This window comes from Corynebacterium sp. 5QC2CO, from assembly GCF_024580435.1.
In the GTDB taxonomy this organism is placed as follows: domain Bacteria; phylum Actinomycetota; class Actinomycetes; order Mycobacteriales; family Mycobacteriaceae; genus Corynebacterium; species Corynebacterium jeikeium_D.
The window spans coordinates 311,593-329,175 of record NZ_JANIKI010000001.1; the positions used below are offsets into that span (position 1 = coordinate 311,593).

Genomic DNA, 17,583 nt, shown 5'->3' on the forward strand with positions numbered 1-17,583 from the left:
TTTGATTGTAGCGGGTAGTTCGGATTGGTTAGTGCACGGTAGGCGGTTGCGCGTTATTGCGTATCAGCCGAGTTCGGTTCCGCGTTGTTAGTGGAGTCCGTCGACTGCGATCCGCCAGTGTCCTCGGTGCCAGTGTTGCTCTGGTCAGTGCTTGGCTGGGTGGAGGTGGTGGTCGAAGGTGCGCGGTTCTGTGTGTTCTGCGGCTGCTGAGAAGTCTCCGTTGGCTGGTCCTGAGACGTCTGATTCTGCTGAGTGGTCTCGGTGGGCTGCACATTCTGTGTGGTACTAGTCGGCTGGTTGGATGACTGCGGTGCCGACGACTCTTCCGAGTCCTCTTCCTGTGTCGCTACGCGATCGTTCCACCTACTTGGTGCCAACCATCCAGATGGGCCGTCCTCAGTTTCGACTGTCATCAGGTTCAAAATGAAGAGAATCAGTAACGTTACCAAGAGCACAATCGTCGAAACGCGAGCGCGTCCACCTGCGGAGAGGATTCGCCGGACCTTCTGGCGGTTCGTGAGCGTCTTCCAGTCAGGATGGCTAACCAGCTTGCGGATGGCATTGTTGCTTCCGCTGTCCTCCTGCTCGCGTCGAGCATCATCGAGGTCGGCACCCGCATGCGGCAGGTCGGATCGCTCGTTCCCGTCTTGCTTATCGACGGTCTGAGTTTCCAACAGCTTGGTTTCTGCGGTATCCGGCTGGGCAGTAGTGTCCGCTACCGCTTCGACAACTTCGGTTGGAGCGCTGTCGCCGTCGTCAAGCTGTTGTTTTTTCGCTTGCTTAGCATCGGCCTGCCTGAGCTGTTCAATCATCGTGTCATCGCGGACATGACCGGTGATTTCTTCGGCGGGAGCAAACGGGGTCTGTTGGGCGCGCTCGCCGTAGTCATCCCACCAAGTGTCGATGACTGCGGCGCGGATAGCACGCTCGATGAGCCATTGGTCGCCCGGTTTGCAGTCGACAATCAAGCGCATAGTGACGGTCCACGGCAGGCCCATAACCGTCGGCGGATTGAGCTCCGTGGAGGACTGCAGCTTGATCTCGGAGAGAACTGCATCCTTGACGGAGTCCAGTGCGATTGCACGCTTGGCGGCGACGACAGTGCGCTCTTCCAAATCCTTAATGGAGCCACCGGCGGTCATCGGTACGGGAACTTCAACAACAGCACGGGACCACTGCGAGGAGTAGTTGATACACATGCGTGCCTCGGAGTTCGGCACGATGATTTCCTCGCCGTTTAGGGTACGGATGGTGGTGGCGCGCAATGTCATATTGACCACGTCACCCTGCACGGTGCCCGAAGGGGCATGGAACTCAACCCAGTCGCCAATGCCGTACTGCTTCTCGGCGATGATGAACAGTCCGCCAAGGAAGTCGGCGATGACTCCCTGTGCGCCAAAACCAACAGCGGCGGAAACAACCGTCGCGGGGATAGCGGCGGCGGTTAGTGAGATTCCGAATTTCGACAGAATCGCGATGATTAAGACGAAGTATGCAATGACTTCGACGATGTAAACCACAGCGCCAATTAGTGCGCGCCGTCCCTTGGACTGCTCCTCTTCGGAGGAGATGTTTCCGTCCGCAATTGCCAGAACGAAACGTCGGATACGGGGAACAAGAATTAGCAGAATGGCCAGACATGCGATGGCAAGGCCGTTATTGGCCACCCATTGCCATGCCCGTAACAACATGTATTGCAAGAATTCCATGCCATCCACCGTAGGGCGTTCGCCTTAATATGCGCTGAGTTTAAAGGTAAAGAATTATGCATAAAGACGAGCTTTGGGCTTGAGGCTTGCGGGGTTCAGGCGTGTAGGGCTTGGGTGTGCAGGTTTGGGTGTCCCCGGGGTCGTGGTCGGGGAGTTTCTGGGTAGAGTGATTCCCAAAGTTGGGGTGGGGTTCTCGTTGGAATCGGGTGGATGCTCGGGGTGTGATGCGGATGGTGTGTCCAATTGGCGGGATTGACTTCTCACTATGTGGACGTTAGGGTTGTAGCCAACGCCACATTCGTAGCTTCTTTGCGTGAATGTGAGTTGAGTAGTTGCCCACCATGATCCAGGAGCGAAATCGTGAACGCGCACGAGCAGCACACCCCATCGCCCGCCCAATTCGCGGCTAAGGCGCGCACCAGCGCCCCCGAGCGAATTTCTGGTGCACGAGCCATTGTCCGATCCCTTGAAGAGCTTGGTGTCGAGGTAGCCTTCGGTATTCCCGGTGGTGCAGTGCTTCCGCTCTACGATCCGATTTATGACTCGGAAAAGCTCCGCCACGTCCTCGTGCGTCACGAGCAGGGAGCTGGCCACGCTGCCACTGGTTACGCGCAGGTTTCCGGCAAGGTCGGTGTCTGTATCGCGACTTCCGGTCCGGGTGCTACTAACCTGGTGACCCCGCTCGCGGATGCTCAGATGGACTCCGTTCCAGTTGTCGCTATCACAGGTCAGGTCGGTCGTCCGCTGCTGGGTACTGACGCTTTCCAGGAGGCTGACATTCGCGGTGTGACCATGCCGATTACTAAGCACAACTTCATGGTCACCGAAGCTCAGGACATCCCGCGCGCCCTCGCTGAGGCATTCCACCTGGCTTCTTCTGGCCGTCCAGGTCCGGTTCTGGTTGATGTCCCGAAGGACCTCCAGAATACGATGATCGACTTCACCTGGCCGCCGGAGATTGATCTGCCGGGCTACCGTCCTGTGACGACTCCGCATCAGCGCCAGATTGATGAAGCAGCTGAGATGATTGCTGCAGCCAAGCGTCCGGTGCTCTACATCGGTGGTGGCGTCATTAAGGCTGATGCTTCCAAGGAGCTGGTCGAGTTCGCCGAGCAGACTGGGGTTCCGGTCGTGACCACTCTGATGGCTCGCGGCGCATTCCCGGACTCGCACCCGCTGCACATGGGTATGCCGGGTATGCACGGCAAGGTGTCCGCCGTCGCTGCTCTGCAGAAGTCCGATCTGCTCATCACTATCGGCGCGCGTTTCGACGACCGTGTTACCGGTGATCTGAATTCCTTCGCACCGAACGCGAAGGTTATCCACGCCGACATTGACCCGGCAGAGATTGGCAAGCTCCGTGAAGTTGATGTTCCCATCGTCGGCGATGCCCGCGAGGTCCTTGCCGCACTTAGCGAGTCCTACACCAAGCTCGGTCTTAGTCGCCCGCAGATTGCCGACTGGCTGAAGCTTCTCGACGGTCTCCGCGACGAGTTCCCCCTCGGGTGGGAAGAGCCCGCTGATGGTGCAATCGCTCCGCAGTTTGTAATTCAGACTCTGTCCGACATCGTTGGCCCGGAGGCCATTTATGCCGCTGGCGTCGGCCAGCACCAGATGTGGGCAGCGCAGTTCGTCCAGTACGAGAACCCGCGCACCTGGCTTAACTCCGGTGGTGCCGGCACGATGGGCTACTCAATCCCGGCTGCGATGGGCGCCAAGGCGGCTGCTCCAGAAAAGGAAGTCTGGGCCATTGATGGTGACGGTTGCTTCCAGATGACCAATCAGGAGCTGACCACCTGTGCAATGGAAGGTTTCCCCATCAAGGTTGCCTTGATCAACAACGGTAACCTGGGCATGGTTCGTCAGTGGCAGACGCTGTTTTACGACCAGCGCTACTCCAACACCAAGCTGCGCCCGGAGGATAACTCCTACCTGCCGGACTTCGTCCAGCTCTCCGAGGGGCTTGGCTGCGTGGCTATTCGCGTGACCAAGAAGGAAGACGTCGCGGCGGCGATTAAGAAGGCACGCGAGATTAATGACCGACCGGTGGTTATTGACTTCATTGTCGGTGAGGATGCTCAGGTGTGGCCGATGGTGGCAGCTGGCAAGTCCAATGATGAGGTCGAATACGCCCGCGGTCTGCGCCCGCTGTTCAACGATGAGAATTCAGCAGCTGAGGCCCCGGCTGACATCCACGGCACTGTTGTGGACAACGCCGAGGACGCCGCGAAGCAGCCCGACGCTAACCACCCGTCCATGAAGACCCGCTAATCGGGATCCGAAGCAACAGGAAGTGAGTCCCAAAATGGCTGAACTGCACACTCTATCCGTGTTGACCCTCGATGAACCGGGAATTCTGGTCCGCATTGCGGGCATGTTCACCCGCCGAGGTTTCAGCATCCAGTCGATTACCTCGGGTGAAACTGAGACCGAGGGAGTCAACCGCATCACCGTCGTGGTTGAGACGGAGACGCTGCCGATCGAACAGATCACTAAGCAGCTGAACAAGCTGGTACCCGTGCTGAAGGTGGTCCGCCAGCCCCCAGAGACCATGGTGTCGCGCGGACTGCTAATGGTGAAGGTTTCCTGCGACAACACCAATCGTCCGCAGGTTGTCGATGCCGCCAATCTCTTCCGTGCCCGTGTGGTGGACGTTTCTCAAGAGTCTGTCATCATTGAGGCGACGGGTGAGCGCTCGAAGCTTGTAGCCCTGCTGGAGGTCCTCGAGCCGTTTGGTATCCGTGAGCTCATTCAGTCCGGTACCGTCGCAATGGCACGCGGGCCGAAGCCGATGCTCCAGACCCGCTAACAACTAAACGCTAAGATTTTTAACGAACCCGATTCGAAAAGAGGCTAATTTTAATGGCTATTGAACTGCTGTACGACGACGATGCTGATCTGTCCATCATCCAGGGACGTAAGGTCGCCATCCTGGGCTACGGTTCCCAGGGCCACGCTCACGCTCAGAACCTGCGCGAGTCCGGTGTCGAGGTTGTTATCGGTCTGCGTGAAGGTTCCAAGTCCGCTGTGAAGGCCCAGGAAGCTGGCTTCGAGGTTAAGTCCAACGCAGATGCCGCTGCATGGGCAGACGTTATTATGGTGCTGGTTCCGGACACCACCCAGGCAAAGGTTTACAGCGAGGACATCGAGCCGAACCTGAAGGACGGCGACGCGCTGTTCTTCGGCCACGGTCTGAACATCCACTTCGACCTCATCAAGCCGGCTGACAACATCACCGTCGGTATGGTTGCTCCGAAGGGCCCGGGTCACCTGGTTCGTCGTCAGTTCGTCGATGGCAAGGGCGTTCCGTGCTTGATTGCTGTTGACCAGGACCCGAAGGGCGAGGGCCGCGACCTGGCTCTGTCCTACGCTGCGGCTATCGGTGGTGCCCGTGCTGGCGTTATCCCGACCACCTTCGAGGCAGAGACTGTGACCGACCTGTTCGGTGAGCAGGCTGTTCTCTGTGGTGGCACCGAGGAACTGGTCAAGGTCGGTTTCGAGGTTCTGGTTGAAGCTGGCTACGAGCCGGAGATGGCATACTTCGAGTGCCTGCACGAGCTGAAGCTGATTGTTGACCTGATGTTCGAGGGCGGTATTGCCAACATGAACTACTCGGTCTCCGACACCGCTGAGTTCGGTGGCTACCTGTCTGGCCCGCGCGTTATTACCGCTGATACCAAGCAGCACATGCGCGAGATTCTGTCTGACATTCAGGACGGCTCCTTCACCAAGCGCCTGATTGCCAACGTCGAGGGCGGCAACAAGGAACTCGAGGACCTGCGCGCTTCCTACAACAACCACCAGATTGAAGAGGTCGGCTCCAAGCTGCGCGACCTGATGAGCTGGGTTAAGGTCGACGCTCGCGCTGAGACTGCCTAAGTTTATTGTTTAAGCGAATCCTTCGCTTGTTCGCGAAGTAGGGCTTCATCACTGAGCTTCACCGCCGTGATGAGGCCCTTTTCGTATCTCTCTTACTAGTTTTCTTTCACTGAAACGGGTGGGGTAGACGTCTGAGCTAGAAGCAACTACTGCCAAACGGGTGTAGCCCCAGTCCTATCCGGGGTTCTAATCTGGGTTGAAAGGTCTCCCTCAACAAAGACGTTCGATAGTCTAATCGTTGAAATCAAATCATTTCACGGAGGTAAATGTGCGAGTATCCGCAATGACGCGGCGCGTGACGGCAACCGTTGCCCTGACGGTCAGCCTGGCGTTGGGGTCAAGTGCCTTGGTCGCGTGTGGAAATTCCGACAGCGCTGTTTCCACGAAGAAGGTGGACGCTGAATCGACGGTGCTTAGCGACGACATCGCAGCGTCGGAAAGCCTGATCGACAGTTCGGAAGCGGTTGTCGTTTCCTCGGCTGGCTCTGCTGAGCAGCGTAGGGCGGCAGGCATCGCCGTTGCTGCTGGTCTGCCGATGCTAGTGGCTGGTTCTGCCGAAGATGCGGAAGATGACACTACTGCCAAGAGCCCGAAGAAGGACGCTCGTGGCCGTGATACTGGCGCCGATATCGCCGATGTGGAAAAAGAGATTGACCGCCTGGGCGCAAAGACAGTCCTTACTGTGGGGGCAGTTGACCTGACTGGGGAAGAGGGCCGTCAGATCATTGCGGATCCGGGTACGACCGATGGCCTTAAGGAGCTCGTCGGTACCGAGTTTAAGGTTCTCAAGGAGACGGAGTCGAAGCCGACTCGCGCTGTCGTTGAGATGGATCCGGAGAAGCCAACTGTCGTTGAGGGCGACGCAACGAAGGATGGGGCAGCCAACCAGGAGGCTCAGGATCGCGCCAGCGATGGGCAGGACGACAAGGGACAGGAGAGCGTCACCCTGCCGAAGGGATCTCCGAAGGAAGTTAAGGACACGTTGGCACTGGCCGCACCAGGTACCGGTTTGGCCTCCATTGCTACGGCCCGCGCCGCTGGCCTGAAGGTCAGTTGGCTGCCGGTGGGCGACGCGCGTGCTACCTCTGAGTCGATTTCCGCTGCTCGCGACGGCGAGTCCCTGATTGCTCTGGGTAAGGTCTTCGGCGATAAGGACAAGTTCGATCAGTCCATCGAGCTGGCCAAAGATGACAAGGTCAAGGAGCTGCCAGGTGGAGGCACACTGCTGTTCCCCGGCCGTCATCTGATTGCAACGTATGGTCACCCGGGTGTCGCTCCATTGGGCGTGATGGGCGAGGATAATCCGGAGGATGCCGTCGCACGTGCGAAGGACTACGTCAAGCAGTACGAGAAGTTCGCCGATGACCCGGTACTGCCGGCCTTCGAAATTATTGCTTCGGTTGCACAGGCCGACCCGGGCCCGCGCGGTGACTACTCCGAGCCGGCGCCGGTTGAGACTCTGAAGCCGTACGTCGAGGCCATGACCAAGGCCGGCGGCTACGTCATCATCGACCTGCAGCCGGGAAGCGCAGACTTCCTGGACCAGGCCAAGTTCTACGAAGAACTGCTGAAGATGCCAAATGTCGGTTTGGCGCTGGACCCGGAGTGGAAGATGGAACCAGGGCAGGTTCCGGCGACCCAGGTTGGTCACGTTAAGGCTGAAGAAGTCAACCGCGTTGCTGATTGGCTGGCTGAGCTGACTCGTAAGAACAACCTTCCGCAGAAGATGCTGATGCTGCACCAGTTCCAGCTACAGATGATTCGTGACCGCGAGACGCTGGACCTGTCGCACCCGGAGCTGGCATTCGTTCTGCATGCCGACGGCCATGGCACCGCGCAGGAAAAGTTTGAGACCTGGAACGTCATGTTGCAGGATTTGCAGCCGGAGATTTTCGAGGCGTGGAAGAACTTCATCGACGAGGATCAGCCGATGTTTACTCCTGAGGAGACCATGAACATCGAGCCGCGTCCGTGGTTGGTTACGTACCAGTAGGTTATAGACCAGCAGAAATAAAAATATAACGCGAAATATTTGCCGACTTGAATGTCGGGGGCAACGGCGCTTACTCCCTAAACAAAGGGTAGTAAGCGCCGTTTTGCTTAGGTAAGTCCCCCCGTGTCTCACCCCCAGAGTTTATGATGAGACGTAATGTGCGTGCACGCTTTAGTAGTTTTCTTAAGTGACACCGCACATACCGCATAAACTTTTCGAGACAAACCAGGAGATGCTTGTGAGCCAGAACGCTCGCCCCGTTGTCCTCATCGCCGACAAGCTGGCACAGTCCACTGTGGACGCATTGGGGGATTCCGTTGAGGTCCGTTGGGTAGATGGCCCGAACCGCGCTGAGCTCCTGGCTGCGGTTGGTGACGCTGACGCACTTCTCGTCCGCTCTGCTACCACCGTGGATCAGGAAGTCCTCGAGGCTGCTCCGAATCTGAAGATCGTCGGCCGTGCCGGCGTTGGCCTGGATAACGTCGACATCGATACCGCTACCAAGCGCGGCGTCATGGTTGTCAACGCTCCGACCTCCAATATTCACTCTGCATGTGAGCACGCAATCGCACTGCTGCTGGCCACCGCCCGCCAGCTGCCGGCTGCGGACGCGTCCCTGCGTGAAGGGGAGTGGAAGCGCTCTTCCTTCAAGGGCGTCGAAATCTTCGGCAAGACCGTCGGTATCGTCGGTTTCGGTCACATCGGCCAGCTGTTTGCGCAGCGTCTCGCTGCTTTCGAGACCAACATCATTGCGTACGATCCGTACGCGAACCCGGCCCGTGCTGCTCAGCTCGGTGTTGAGCTGGTTGAGCTGGAAGAACTGATGGCTCGCGCTGATTTCGTGACCATCCACCTGCCGAAGACCAAGGAAACCGCTGGCATGTTCGATGCTGAGCTCCTGGGCAAGGCCAAGAAGGGTCAGATCATCATTAACGCTGCCCGCGGTGGTCTCGTCGACGAGCAGGCGCTTGCCGACGCGATCAAGGCTGGCAACATCCGCGGTGCTGGCTTCGACGTGTACGCGACCGAGCCGTGCACGGATTCCCCGCTGTTTGGCCTGCCGGAAACTGTTTGTGCTCCGCACCTGGGTGCCTCCACCGTTGAGGCTCAGGACCGCGCCGGTACCGATGTTGCTAAGTCCGTACTGCTGGCACTGGCTGGCGAGTTCGTCCCGGATGCGGTCAACGTTTCCGGTGGCGCTGTCGGTGAAGAGGTGGCTCTGTGGCTCGAGCTGGCTCGTGAGCTGGGTCTGGTTGCTGGCGGTCTGCTCGAGGGCGCTCCGGCCGCTGTTGAGGTTACCGCTCGCGGTGAGCTGCACACTGAGGACGTTAACGTTCTGGGTATGGCAGCAATCCGTGGACTGTTCTCCCTCATGGTGGAAGAGCCGGTCACTTTCGTCAACGCTCCGCGTATTGCAGAAGAGCGTGGTGTGACCTTCACTGTCGAGACCGAGCCGGAGTCCGTCTCCCACCGCTCCGTTCTCGAGGTCAAGGTCATCGGTGCTGATGGCTCCACCGCTACCGTCGTTGGTGCTCTCACTGGTCTGAACCGCGTCGAGAAGATTGTTCGCATCAATGGCCGCGGCATCGACATGCGCGCTCAGGGCCGTAACCTCTTCCTGCTGTACAAGGACGTCCCGGGTGCTCTGGGTCGCGTTGCTACCACCCTGGGTCAGTCCGGCATCAACATCGAAGCTGCTGCTCTGTCTCCGCAGGAAGCGGATCAGACTGCCATCCTGGTGCTGCGCGTTTCCAAGGAGGTTCCGGAGGAGCTCGTCGAAAAGATTACCGAGGATATCTCCGCTACCCACGCTCTGCAGCTCGAGCTGGACTAGTTCTGAGCGCCTAAGCGCTTTAGAGCTAGTCTCTAGTGCAACTTCTACTGCATGAAAAAATCCCCTCCGCATGGAGGGGGTTTTTGTTTCCCAGCTGATATATGCGGCCGTAGCCCTATTGCCTAGCCCTTCATCGAGCCCTGCTCAATCATGTTGACGTGGAAGTCGAAGGCAGTGCGCAGGTCGTGCGGGGTAGACATGCCCGGAGCGGTCTTCAGCGCGCGCTCGTAGTACTCCTCCAGCAGTGGCTGGTACTCCGGGTGTGCAACGGAAATCATCTTCGCCACGCGGTCACGCGGTGCCAGGCCACGCAGGTCAGCGAATCCACGCTCGGTAATGATGACCATGGCGTCGTGCTCGGTGTGGTCAATGTGCGAAGCGAACGGAACGATAGTCGAAATCGCACCGTCCTTCGCCAGCGACGGCGAGATGAACGAGGAAACGAAGGCGTTACGGGTGAAGTCACCGGAACCACCGATACCGTTCATCATTCGGGAGCCGTTGATGTGGGTGGAGTTGACGTTGCCGTAGATGTCGGCCTCAATCATGCCGTTGGTGGCGATGAGGCCGACGCGACGGACAACCTCCGGGTGGTTAGAAATCTGCTGCGGGCGCAGAATGATGTTCTCGCGGTAGCGAGCAGCCTCGTTGTTCATGCGCTCGGCCGCTTCCGGAGACAGGGAGAAGGAGGTAGCCGAAGCGACGGTCATCTTGCCTGCGTCAATCAGGTCAATCATGCCGTCCTGAATAACCTCGGTGTAGGCCTTGATGTTCTCAAACTTGGAGTCCAACAGACCTGCCATCACGGCGTTCGGCACGTTACCGACGCCCGACTGCATAATGTACTGGTCGTAAGCCAGGCGCCCCGCGCGAACTTCGCCCTCGAGGAAGTCGAGGAAGTGTCCGGCAATGGCCTTCGAGGTCTCATCCAACGGCTTGAACGGGGAGTTGCGGTCCGGTGCGTTGGTCTCGACAACAGCGACAACCTTGTCCAGGTTGATGTCGATGTAAGGGGTACCAATGCGATCACCCGGGGCGTTGATCGGCACCGGCGTGCGGTTAGGCAGGTGCTGAATGCGGTAGATGTCGTGCATGCCCTCGAGTTCCTCGGACTGCCACGAGTTGACCTCAATGATGATCTTGTCAGCGTTGTCCATCCACTCGACGTTGTTGCCAACGCTTGACGACGGAACGAGGTGTCCATCTTCCGTAATACGAGTGACCTCAACAATTGCGGCGTCAATCGGCAGGAAGCCCTGCTCGATATACAGCGCGGAGTGGGAGAGATGGATGTCCTGGTACTTCGCCTTGCCGGAGTTGATGGACTTACGCAGTGCCGGATCGCCCTGGTACGGCATGCGGTAGCGGATGATGTCAGCTTCTGCCATCACGCCGTCACAGTCCGGGGCAGTGGAAGCGCCGGTGTAGATGTCGACAGCGAACTCTTCACCCTTGGCGTGGAGTTCCTTGCCACGGTTTGCCAGCGCAGTCGGCAGAGCCTTCGGGTAGCCAGCACCGGTGAAGCCAGAGATGCCGAGGGCATCACCATGATTGATAAACTGTGCAGCCTCGTCGGCGGTCATTACCTTGCCGCGCAAACCGGCATGTGCGATGCGATCAGACATGTCATCTCCTAGATAGACTGTTCGACTTTAGTTTTGTCGCCTAACCTAGCATGCGCTAACAGTGTGTTGCCACACTCGCAGGTTGAGAAGTGATTTATGACACTCAGATCGCTTCAGTTGGTCGCTTATCGGCGCTCTTCCAGGGGCTTTGTTACAGCAATTCCCGCACTTCTTCGTCGGTCAGCATCGCATCCTCGAATGCCTGCAGTGTGGCCTCTGGGTTAAATTTCACACCGATGAGTACGACCTCGTTGGATGGGGGGACATCGGTCTGCGCCCACATGACGGCAGGGGTGATTTTCAGGTTCGGCCCCGCCTGACTCCACACGTGGGCGACTTCAAGGCGGTCGGAAATCCAGCAGTGCCCCTTGGATCGTACGAGGCCCTTTGTGCCGCGGAGAGCCTTGATTAGTCGTTCGCGGTCGAAGGGTCGGTTGCCTCGGAAAACAACCGAAGAAATGCCGTATTCTTCAGTCTCCGGCGTGTGGGGATTCGCAAGTTCTTCTGCATATCCGTGGAAAGTGGCCGCGGTACCTTCGTCGTAAAGCGATGCGTCGAGAATGGCAGAGGTGGCGATTTCGCCGTTAGTCACGCGGACGATGCGTGCGCGGGGGTTCATTGCGCGGATCGTTTCCTCGGTACCGCCGGTGAGCTTTTCGCCTGCGAGGTCGGATTTGGTGATGAGGATGAGATCGGCGAATTCCACCTGGTCGACAAGGAGGTCGGCGACCGTGCGTTCGTCGTCAGGCAGCGCGCGCCCCTGACGGAGATTGTCGAGGAATGTAGAGGCGTCGACGAGCGTGACCATTGTGTCGATGGGGGCGATGTCGGCGAGACGGCGGCCGTCGTCGAATTCCCACTCGAAGGTAGCGGCGACTGGCATGGGTTCGGAGATGCCGGTGGATTCGATGACGATGTGTTCGAATTTGCCGCTGCGCGCGAGCTTGCCGACGTTTTCAACGAGGTCATCTCGCAGTGTGCAGCAGATGCAGCCGTTGGACATTTCGATGAAACGATCCTCGCCGCGCTCGAGATATGTGCCCTGCTCGATGAGGGCGGCGTCGACGTTGACTTCCGAGAAGTCGTTGACGATGACCGCGATTTTGCGCCCCTGTGAGTTTGCCAGGAGGTTGTTCAGCAGGGTGGTCTTACCGGCGCCCAGGAATCCGGACAGGACGGTGACGGGAGTGGTCTGGGTGGTGCTATCAGAAAATTCGGTAGAAGTCACTCGACAAGATTAGCGTACTGAAAATGATTATCAATAACTAGTGTATGAATTGGGCTGTGTGAGGGGCTGTAAATGTGTTGCATGACTGATTATTGGTCGGTTGTGACTTAGGGCATAAAACGGTGTTGTAGTCGGCTTTAGTGTCGCGTGAAGTGTGCCTAAAATGGGGGCGCTTTCGGGCATCTGAATGAAAGGCGCTAACCGCTTCGTTGATAGGGTTGGGGGTGTGCTTTGGTGTTCGAAGCACTACCCCCGATAGTCGCGTTGGGGGATATAGAAAGGTGAATTCATGTCAGATCGTATTGCCCATGCTGGTCTCAAATCCAAGGTGATGACCGCGCAGGAGGCGGCGCAGTTCATCAACCACGGAGACATGGTGGGCTTTGCCGGATTTACCGGTGCTGGCTACCCGAAGGTTGTCCCGCCGGCTCTCGCTGAGCGCATCGAGGCCGCTCACGAGCGTGGCGACGAGTTTAAGATTAAGGTCTTGACCGGCGCGTCTACCGCTCCGGAACTTGATGGTGCGCTGGCGAAGGCCAATGGTGTTGAGTGGCGTATGCCGTACCAGTCCGACCCGGGAATGCGTAACCGTATTAATGCAGGCGATGCCTTCTATAGTGATATTCACCTGTCGCACTCTGGCCCGATGACTGAGCAGGGCTTCTTTGGCCCGGTCAATGTTGCCGTGGTCGAAGCTGTTCGCATTAAGGCCGATGGCTCCCTTATTCTTTCCTCTTCGGTTGGTAACAGCATTTCTTACCTCAATGCTGCAGAGAAGATCATTATTGAGGTCAACTCCTGGCAGTCCGAGGATCTCGAGGGTATGCACGACATCTACAGTGTCGGCCTGCCTCCGAACCGTAAGGAGATTCCGATTGTGAACCCGGGGGACCGCATCGGCACTCCGGATGTTCAGATTGATGTTGATAAGGTTGTCGCTGTCGTCGAGACGAATGCCGAGGACCGTAACTCGCCGTTCAAGCCGCTGGACGATGACTCTAAGGCCATTGCCGGCTACCTGCTCGACTTCCTCGATGGTGAGGTCAAGGCCGGTCGTCTGCCGGAGAACCTGCTGCCGATGCAGTCGGGTGTCGGTAACATTCCGAACGCCGTGCTCGCAGGTCTGCTGGATTCCAAGTATGAGAACCTGACCTCCTTCACTGAGGTTATCCAGGACGGCATGGTCGACCTGATGGATGCTGGCAAGCTGACCGTGGCTTCCGGTACTGCATTCTCGCTGTCTCCTGAATATGCGGCGCGTATGAATGAGAATGCCGCTGACTACCGCGAGAAGATCGTTCTGCGTCCGCAGGACATCTCCAATAATCCGGGGCTGGTCCGCCGCATGGGGCTGATTACCACCAACGGCATGATCGAGGCTGACATCTACGGCAACGTCAACTCCACCCACGTAGCTGGTTCGCGCATGATGAACGGCATCGGTGGTTCCGGTGACTTCACCCGTAACGCCTACATCTCCACGTTTGTGTCCCCATCGCTGGCTAAGAATGGCGACATTTCCGCAATTGTGCCGATGGTCTCTCACGTTGACCACACTGAGCATGACGTGATGGTCATCATCACCGAACAGGGCCTGGCTGACCTCCGTGGACTGGCGCCGCGTCAGCGTTCCCGTGTCGTCATTGAGAAGTGTGCGCACCCGATGTACAAGGAGGCGCTGCTCGAATACGTCGAGCGTGCTGAGAAGGCGACGCCGTACCTGCACACTCCGCATGATCTGGGTACTTCTTACGACTTCCACCGTCGTTTCCTCGAAAACGGTTCCATGAAGCCGGTCGACTAGGTTTCTAGTGCGGTTCCCGCTTTGCGACGAAGTTTGCGTCGTAGGGCGGGATTTTCTTTCGATATCGGTTCGAAATAGTGTTCGAATAATGTAGTGTTTTTTGGGGTGCGCAGCGGTTTGAATCCGGGGTGGGGGATATGGTGTGGGCGAATTGATAAAGAACTGTTCGTTAGGGGACCTCGTTAGGGAGGGGACAGTGCAATGTCAGAGTTGGAATCGTGTGGGGAATTTCGCTTCAGTCATGAGGTGAGGGCTCATCCGCTCGCTGAAGTAATGCGGGAGATTAATCGTCTGCAGATGGTTATCGCCCAGCGGGTCGCACCGCCGGATGATGGTGATGTTGAAGCTCATTTAGCTTATTGGTCGGTGGTGCTTGGGGTCTCACGCGCCGAAGTGAACAAATATATGGAAATTGGCTACATGCTTGGACGTATGCCGCAACTAGCGGAAATGTGTCAGGAGCGCGGGCATTTGTCAATGAGGCATTTAGCAATGCTTGGTAAACATACCCGGCCTGTGGCTGATGGCAAGGTTGACGCGGTGGAGTCGGGTCTCGTGGACGTCGTTAAGCCTAGGCGCGACGGGGAGGCGCTCCGTGGCGTGCGTGCGATGGCAACGCGGGTGCAGCGAGTGATTGGTGAGTGTGCTCCGGAAGTGCGGCCACGTGATGTGGATGTCGCCGGGTTGCAGGCTGATAGGGTCCTGGCTCGGAATGTGGAGGCGACCGTAGATGCTGCAATTGATGCGGCTGCGTACCAAGTCGAGGAGGGTGGAGAGTCTGCGGATAGTCCTGAGGAATCGCAAGAGGTGCAGGAGGTTCAAGCTGCGGCTCTCGACTACTTTGGCGATCGTATGACGGCTAAGGAGTTTATCGCGGTTGATGAACATGGTGACGCTGGAGTTACGATACTGACTACTGTGCTCGAGCGGCATCATGCGGTGGAAGCGCTTGCAATCATCGATGCAGTGGCAGCGAAGATGAAAGTAAGCCGCGCGGTTGCCTTCATGCATGCGCTGCGCGGTACCTGTGATGTCGAAGTGAATCTGGAGCTCTTTCGGGTGCTCACTCCTGGGGTGGATGGTGAGCCTGAAAATACTCCAGTATGGCTCGCTGGCGCAGGTTGGCTTTCTTCGCTGGTGGCCGAGTCTTGGCTGAAACGAGTGTCCGCATTGCGGGTGCTGGGGGATAGTGCGGTCGAAGGTTACCGTCCCTCCGAGTCCCAACGCGCATTCGTACGAGCCCGTGACGGTGTGTGCAGCTTTCCTGGTTGTGATGTCCCTGCGGAAAAGTGCGATATCGACCATATTGTGGAATTTGATCACAGCCTTTCCGGTGGCGAGCGGCAAAAGGAAGGGGCCACGCACACAGATAATCTCCACTGCCTCTGTCGACGGCATCACAACCTCAAAACTGCCGGTATGTGGCGAGTTGTTCGAGGTGATGATGGGACTGAGGCCTGGACGTTCCTCTCTTGTGATGAAGGGCCGTTTGCGAGGCCGGAAAAGGCGCATACGGGACATGGTCGGTATACCTTTGCCTCGCAGACAGAAAAGAAGACTACTGCGCTAGCTGAACACAATGAGAAGCGTCGCAAATTGCATGATAGTCTCCGCGGTCTTGTGGATAAGGTGCGACGGGATTTGGAAAAGGAGAAGGCGGTAGATGGGGTGGATTGCGAAAGTGATGGAGCTGACAAAAATCGTGGAGACAGTGACGGGGGTGAGCGCTAGGTTCTGCTACACTCATTTGTGTCCATATAGTGAGAAGGGTATCTCAAAAAATGACTGAGGCAGGAAAGCTGAAGATCGCCGTCATCCCGGGTGATGGCATCGGCACGGAAGTTACGGCAGAGGCGCTGAAGGTGCTCAAGGCTGCTATCGGCGAGTTCGACACCACCGAGTATGACCTCGGCTCGCGTCGCTACTTGCGCAATGGTGAACTGCTTACCGACGCTGACCTTGACTCCCTGCGTGAGCACGACGCTATTCTGCTCGGCGCCATCGGCGACCCGGCGAACGTTCCTCCGGGCGTTCTCGAGCGCGGCCTGCTGCTGAAGATGCGCTTCGCGCTGGATCACCACGTCAACCTGCGTCCTTCCAAGCTCTTCCCGGGTGTCGAATCACCGCTGAAGAACCCGGGCGAAATTGATTTCGTGGTCGTCCGCGAGGGAACCGAAGGCGCCTACACTGGTAACGGCGGTGCGATTCGCGTCGGCACGCCACACGAGGTTGCCAATGAAACCTCGGTCAATACCCGCTTCGGTGCTGAGCGCGTTGTTCGCTACGCCTTCGAGCTGGCTATGACCCGCCGCAAGAAGCTGACGCTTGTCCACAAGACCAATGTGCTGGTGCACGGCGGCGGTATGTGGCAGCGCACGGTCGATGAGGTGGCTAAGGAATACCCAGAGGTAGATGTCGATTACTCGCACATCGACGCTGCGACGATTTACCTCGTCACTAATCCTTCGCGTTTCGACGTCATTGTCACCGACAACCTCTTCGGCGACATCATTACTGATGAAGCTGGTGCAGTGTCGGGCGGTATCGGCCTGGCGGCGTCCGGCAATATTGACGCCTCCAATACCAACCCGTCCATGTTCGAGCCCGTTCACGGCTCCGCGCCCGACATTGCTGGCAAGGGGATCGCTGACCCGACCGCTGCCATTCTGTCGGGTGCCATGATGCTGCGCCACCTGGGTCGTGAGGAAGACGCCCAGCGCATCGAGGCTGCGGTGGAGGCCGATATGGCTACCCGCGGTAGTGGCCCAATTAAGACCACTGAAGTTGGCGATCGCATTGCAGCTGCTTTGAAGTAGTGCAGTAAAAATAGGGGGGCTAGACAATCACAGTTTTGCCATCGACGGTAGTGATGTGAGTCTTACCGTCGGCAGTGTGCTCGATGAAGTCCGACGCATGTCCGACCTGGCGAAGTACATCGATGATGGTGTCAAGGGGGTATGGGGATGAGCTTCCTGCGCCGTTATCGGAACCACCCCCTCCCGGTCCTGCCACCAGCGCATCCCTCGTAATCTCCGCATGTCCCAGGTGCTGAGCCGCCTCGTGGAAGACATGCACAATCACGCCTTCGATGCTGCCGCACCACCAGCGGTCCTTATCAGTGGGAATGAAAGCAGGAACGGCAGAGCGGTCCACGTTCCGCAACTCCACCAATGCCGACTCGATGGCCGCGCGGTCACGGTGGTAGATCTCCAGCCCTTCCGAAACACTGCAATGAGCAGAAAACTCCCCATCGCGATCACGGACATAATCACGCCCAAGGCAGACGCGCTCGAGCCAGTATCTCGCGGATCCGGTCACATGCCGTAGCAGCACGGCCAGGGAGTTTATGGCTGGGATGGGGAGAGTTGCGTTGAAGGTGTCGTCGTCAAGCGTGGCGACGAGTGCCGCGAGCTTGTCCATCCTGCCGAGGATGTGGGCGTCGAGCGGCCATTCGGGATTCGTTGAAGCGCTGTGTGTGGAATTGGTCATAAGGTCGAGTATTCCCGCAAAT

The 17,583-nt window shown here is 57.9% G+C and carries 12 protein-coding genes; 8 read left to right on the top strand and 4 right to left on the bottom strand.

Features of this window, described 5'->3' with window-relative positions:
• Positions 1 to 53: 53 nt before the first annotated feature.
• Positions 54 to 1,709, bottom strand: a complete 1,656-nt coding sequence (locus tag NQ014_RS01440) for a mechanosensitive ion channel family protein (protein WP_257073219.1) — start codon at positions 1,707 to 1,709, stop codon at positions 54 to 56.
• Positions 1,710 to 2,069: 360 nt separating this feature from the next.
• Between NQ014_RS01440 and NQ014_RS01445 the strand changes: the two genes are divergently transcribed.
• The 5 genes from NQ014_RS01445 (at position 2,070) to serA (ending at position 9,415) form a co-directional block, all read left to right on the top strand.
• Positions 2,070 to 3,980, top strand: coding sequence for an acetolactate synthase large subunit (locus NQ014_RS01445; RefSeq protein WP_257073220.1), 1,911 nt, complete (start codon positions 2,070 to 2,072; stop codon positions 3,978 to 3,980).
• A 34-nt stretch (positions 3,981 to 4,014) separates the two neighbouring features.
• On the top strand, positions 4,015 to 4,518 hold the full coding sequence (ilvN, locus tag NQ014_RS01450; RefSeq protein ID WP_005509600.1) for an acetolactate synthase small subunit: 504 nt from the start codon (positions 4,015 to 4,017) through the stop codon (positions 4,516 to 4,518).
• Between the two features lie 53 nt (positions 4,519 to 4,571).
• Complete coding sequence (gene ilvC / locus NQ014_RS01455) at positions 4,572 to 5,588, top strand: ketol-acid reductoisomerase (protein WP_257073222.1); 1,017 nt, start codon at positions 4,572 to 4,574, stop codon at positions 5,586 to 5,588.
• Positions 5,589 to 5,856: 268 nt separating this feature from the next.
• Complete coding sequence (locus NQ014_RS01460) at positions 5,857 to 7,581, top strand: hypothetical protein (RefSeq protein ID WP_257073223.1); 1,725 nt, start codon at positions 5,857 to 5,859, stop codon at positions 7,579 to 7,581.
• A 238-nt stretch (positions 7,582 to 7,819) separates the two neighbouring features.
• A complete protein-coding gene (gene serA / locus NQ014_RS01465) occupies positions 7,820 to 9,415 on the top strand; it encodes a phosphoglycerate dehydrogenase (protein ID WP_257073224.1) in 1,596 nt (531 codons plus the stop codon).
• A gap of 122 nt (positions 9,416 to 9,537) precedes the next feature.
• Here the strand turns inward: serA and NQ014_RS01470 are convergent, their stop codons facing one another.
• Positions 9,538 to 11,040: an acetyl-CoA hydrolase/transferase family protein gene (locus NQ014_RS01470; protein WP_257073226.1), complete on the bottom strand. Its 1,503-nt coding sequence runs from the start codon at positions 11,038 to 11,040 to the stop codon at positions 9,538 to 9,540.
• Between the two features lie 151 nt (positions 11,041 to 11,191).
• Positions 11,192 to 12,268: a GTP-binding protein gene (locus tag NQ014_RS01475; RefSeq protein WP_048735349.1), complete on the bottom strand. Its 1,077-nt coding sequence runs from the start codon at positions 12,266 to 12,268 to the stop codon at positions 11,192 to 11,194.
• 289 nt (positions 12,269 to 12,557) lie between these two features.
• Here NQ014_RS01475 and NQ014_RS01480 point away from each other — a divergent pair, with 289 nt between their 5' ends.
• The 3 genes from NQ014_RS01480 to NQ014_RS01490 all read left to right on the top strand — a co-directional run bounded on the left by NQ014_RS01480 (position 12,558) and on the right by NQ014_RS01490 (position 16,888).
• Positions 12,558 to 14,072 (top strand): acetyl-CoA hydrolase/transferase family protein, encoded by a 1,515-nt coding sequence (locus tag NQ014_RS01480; protein ID WP_049172107.1) that lies wholly within the window; start codon positions 12,558 to 12,560, stop codon positions 14,070 to 14,072.
• Between the two features lie 516 nt (positions 14,073 to 14,588).
• On the top strand, positions 14,589 to 15,803 hold the full coding sequence (locus NQ014_RS01485) for an HNH endonuclease signature motif containing protein (RefSeq protein WP_257073229.1): 1,215 nt from the start codon (positions 14,589 to 14,591) through the stop codon (positions 15,801 to 15,803).
• A 68-nt stretch (positions 15,804 to 15,871) separates the two neighbouring features.
• Entirely contained in the window at positions 15,872 to 16,888 is a 1,017-nt protein-coding gene (locus tag NQ014_RS01490; protein WP_088611968.1) for a 3-isopropylmalate dehydrogenase, read from the top strand.
• 19 nt (positions 16,889 to 16,907) lie between these two features.
• On the opposite strand, the gene NQ014_RS01495 is transcribed toward NQ014_RS01490, so the two are convergent.
• Positions 16,908 to 17,561, bottom strand: a complete 654-nt coding sequence (locus NQ014_RS01495; RefSeq protein ID WP_257073230.1) for a DinB family protein — start codon at positions 17,559 to 17,561, stop codon at positions 16,908 to 16,910.
• Positions 17,562 to 17,583: the final 22 nt, after the last annotated feature.

What these genes read in the sequence shown, in the direction of transcription:
- NQ014_RS01470 (WP_257073226.1), bottom strand. Translation starts at nt 11,040, where the DNA reads ATGTCTGATCGCATCGCACATGCCGGTTTGCGCGGCAAGGTAATGACC.
- ilvN (WP_005509600.1), top strand. Translation starts at nt 4,015, where the DNA reads ATGGCTGAACTGCACACTCTATCCGTGTTGACCCTCGATGAACCGGGA.
- NQ014_RS01495 (WP_257073230.1), bottom strand. Translation starts at nt 17,561, where the DNA reads ATGACCAATTCCACACACAGCGCTTCAACGAATCCCGAATGGCCGCTC.
- ilvC (WP_257073222.1), top strand. Translation starts at nt 4,572, where the DNA reads ATGGCTATTGAACTGCTGTACGACGACGATGCTGATCTGTCCATCATC.
- NQ014_RS01440 (WP_257073219.1), bottom strand. Translation starts at nt 1,709, where the DNA reads ATGGAATTCTTGCAATACATGTTGTTACGGGCATGGCAATGGGTGGCC.
- NQ014_RS01480 (WP_049172107.1), top strand. Translation starts at nt 12,558, where the DNA reads ATGTCAGATCGTATTGCCCATGCTGGTCTCAAATCCAAGGTGATGACC.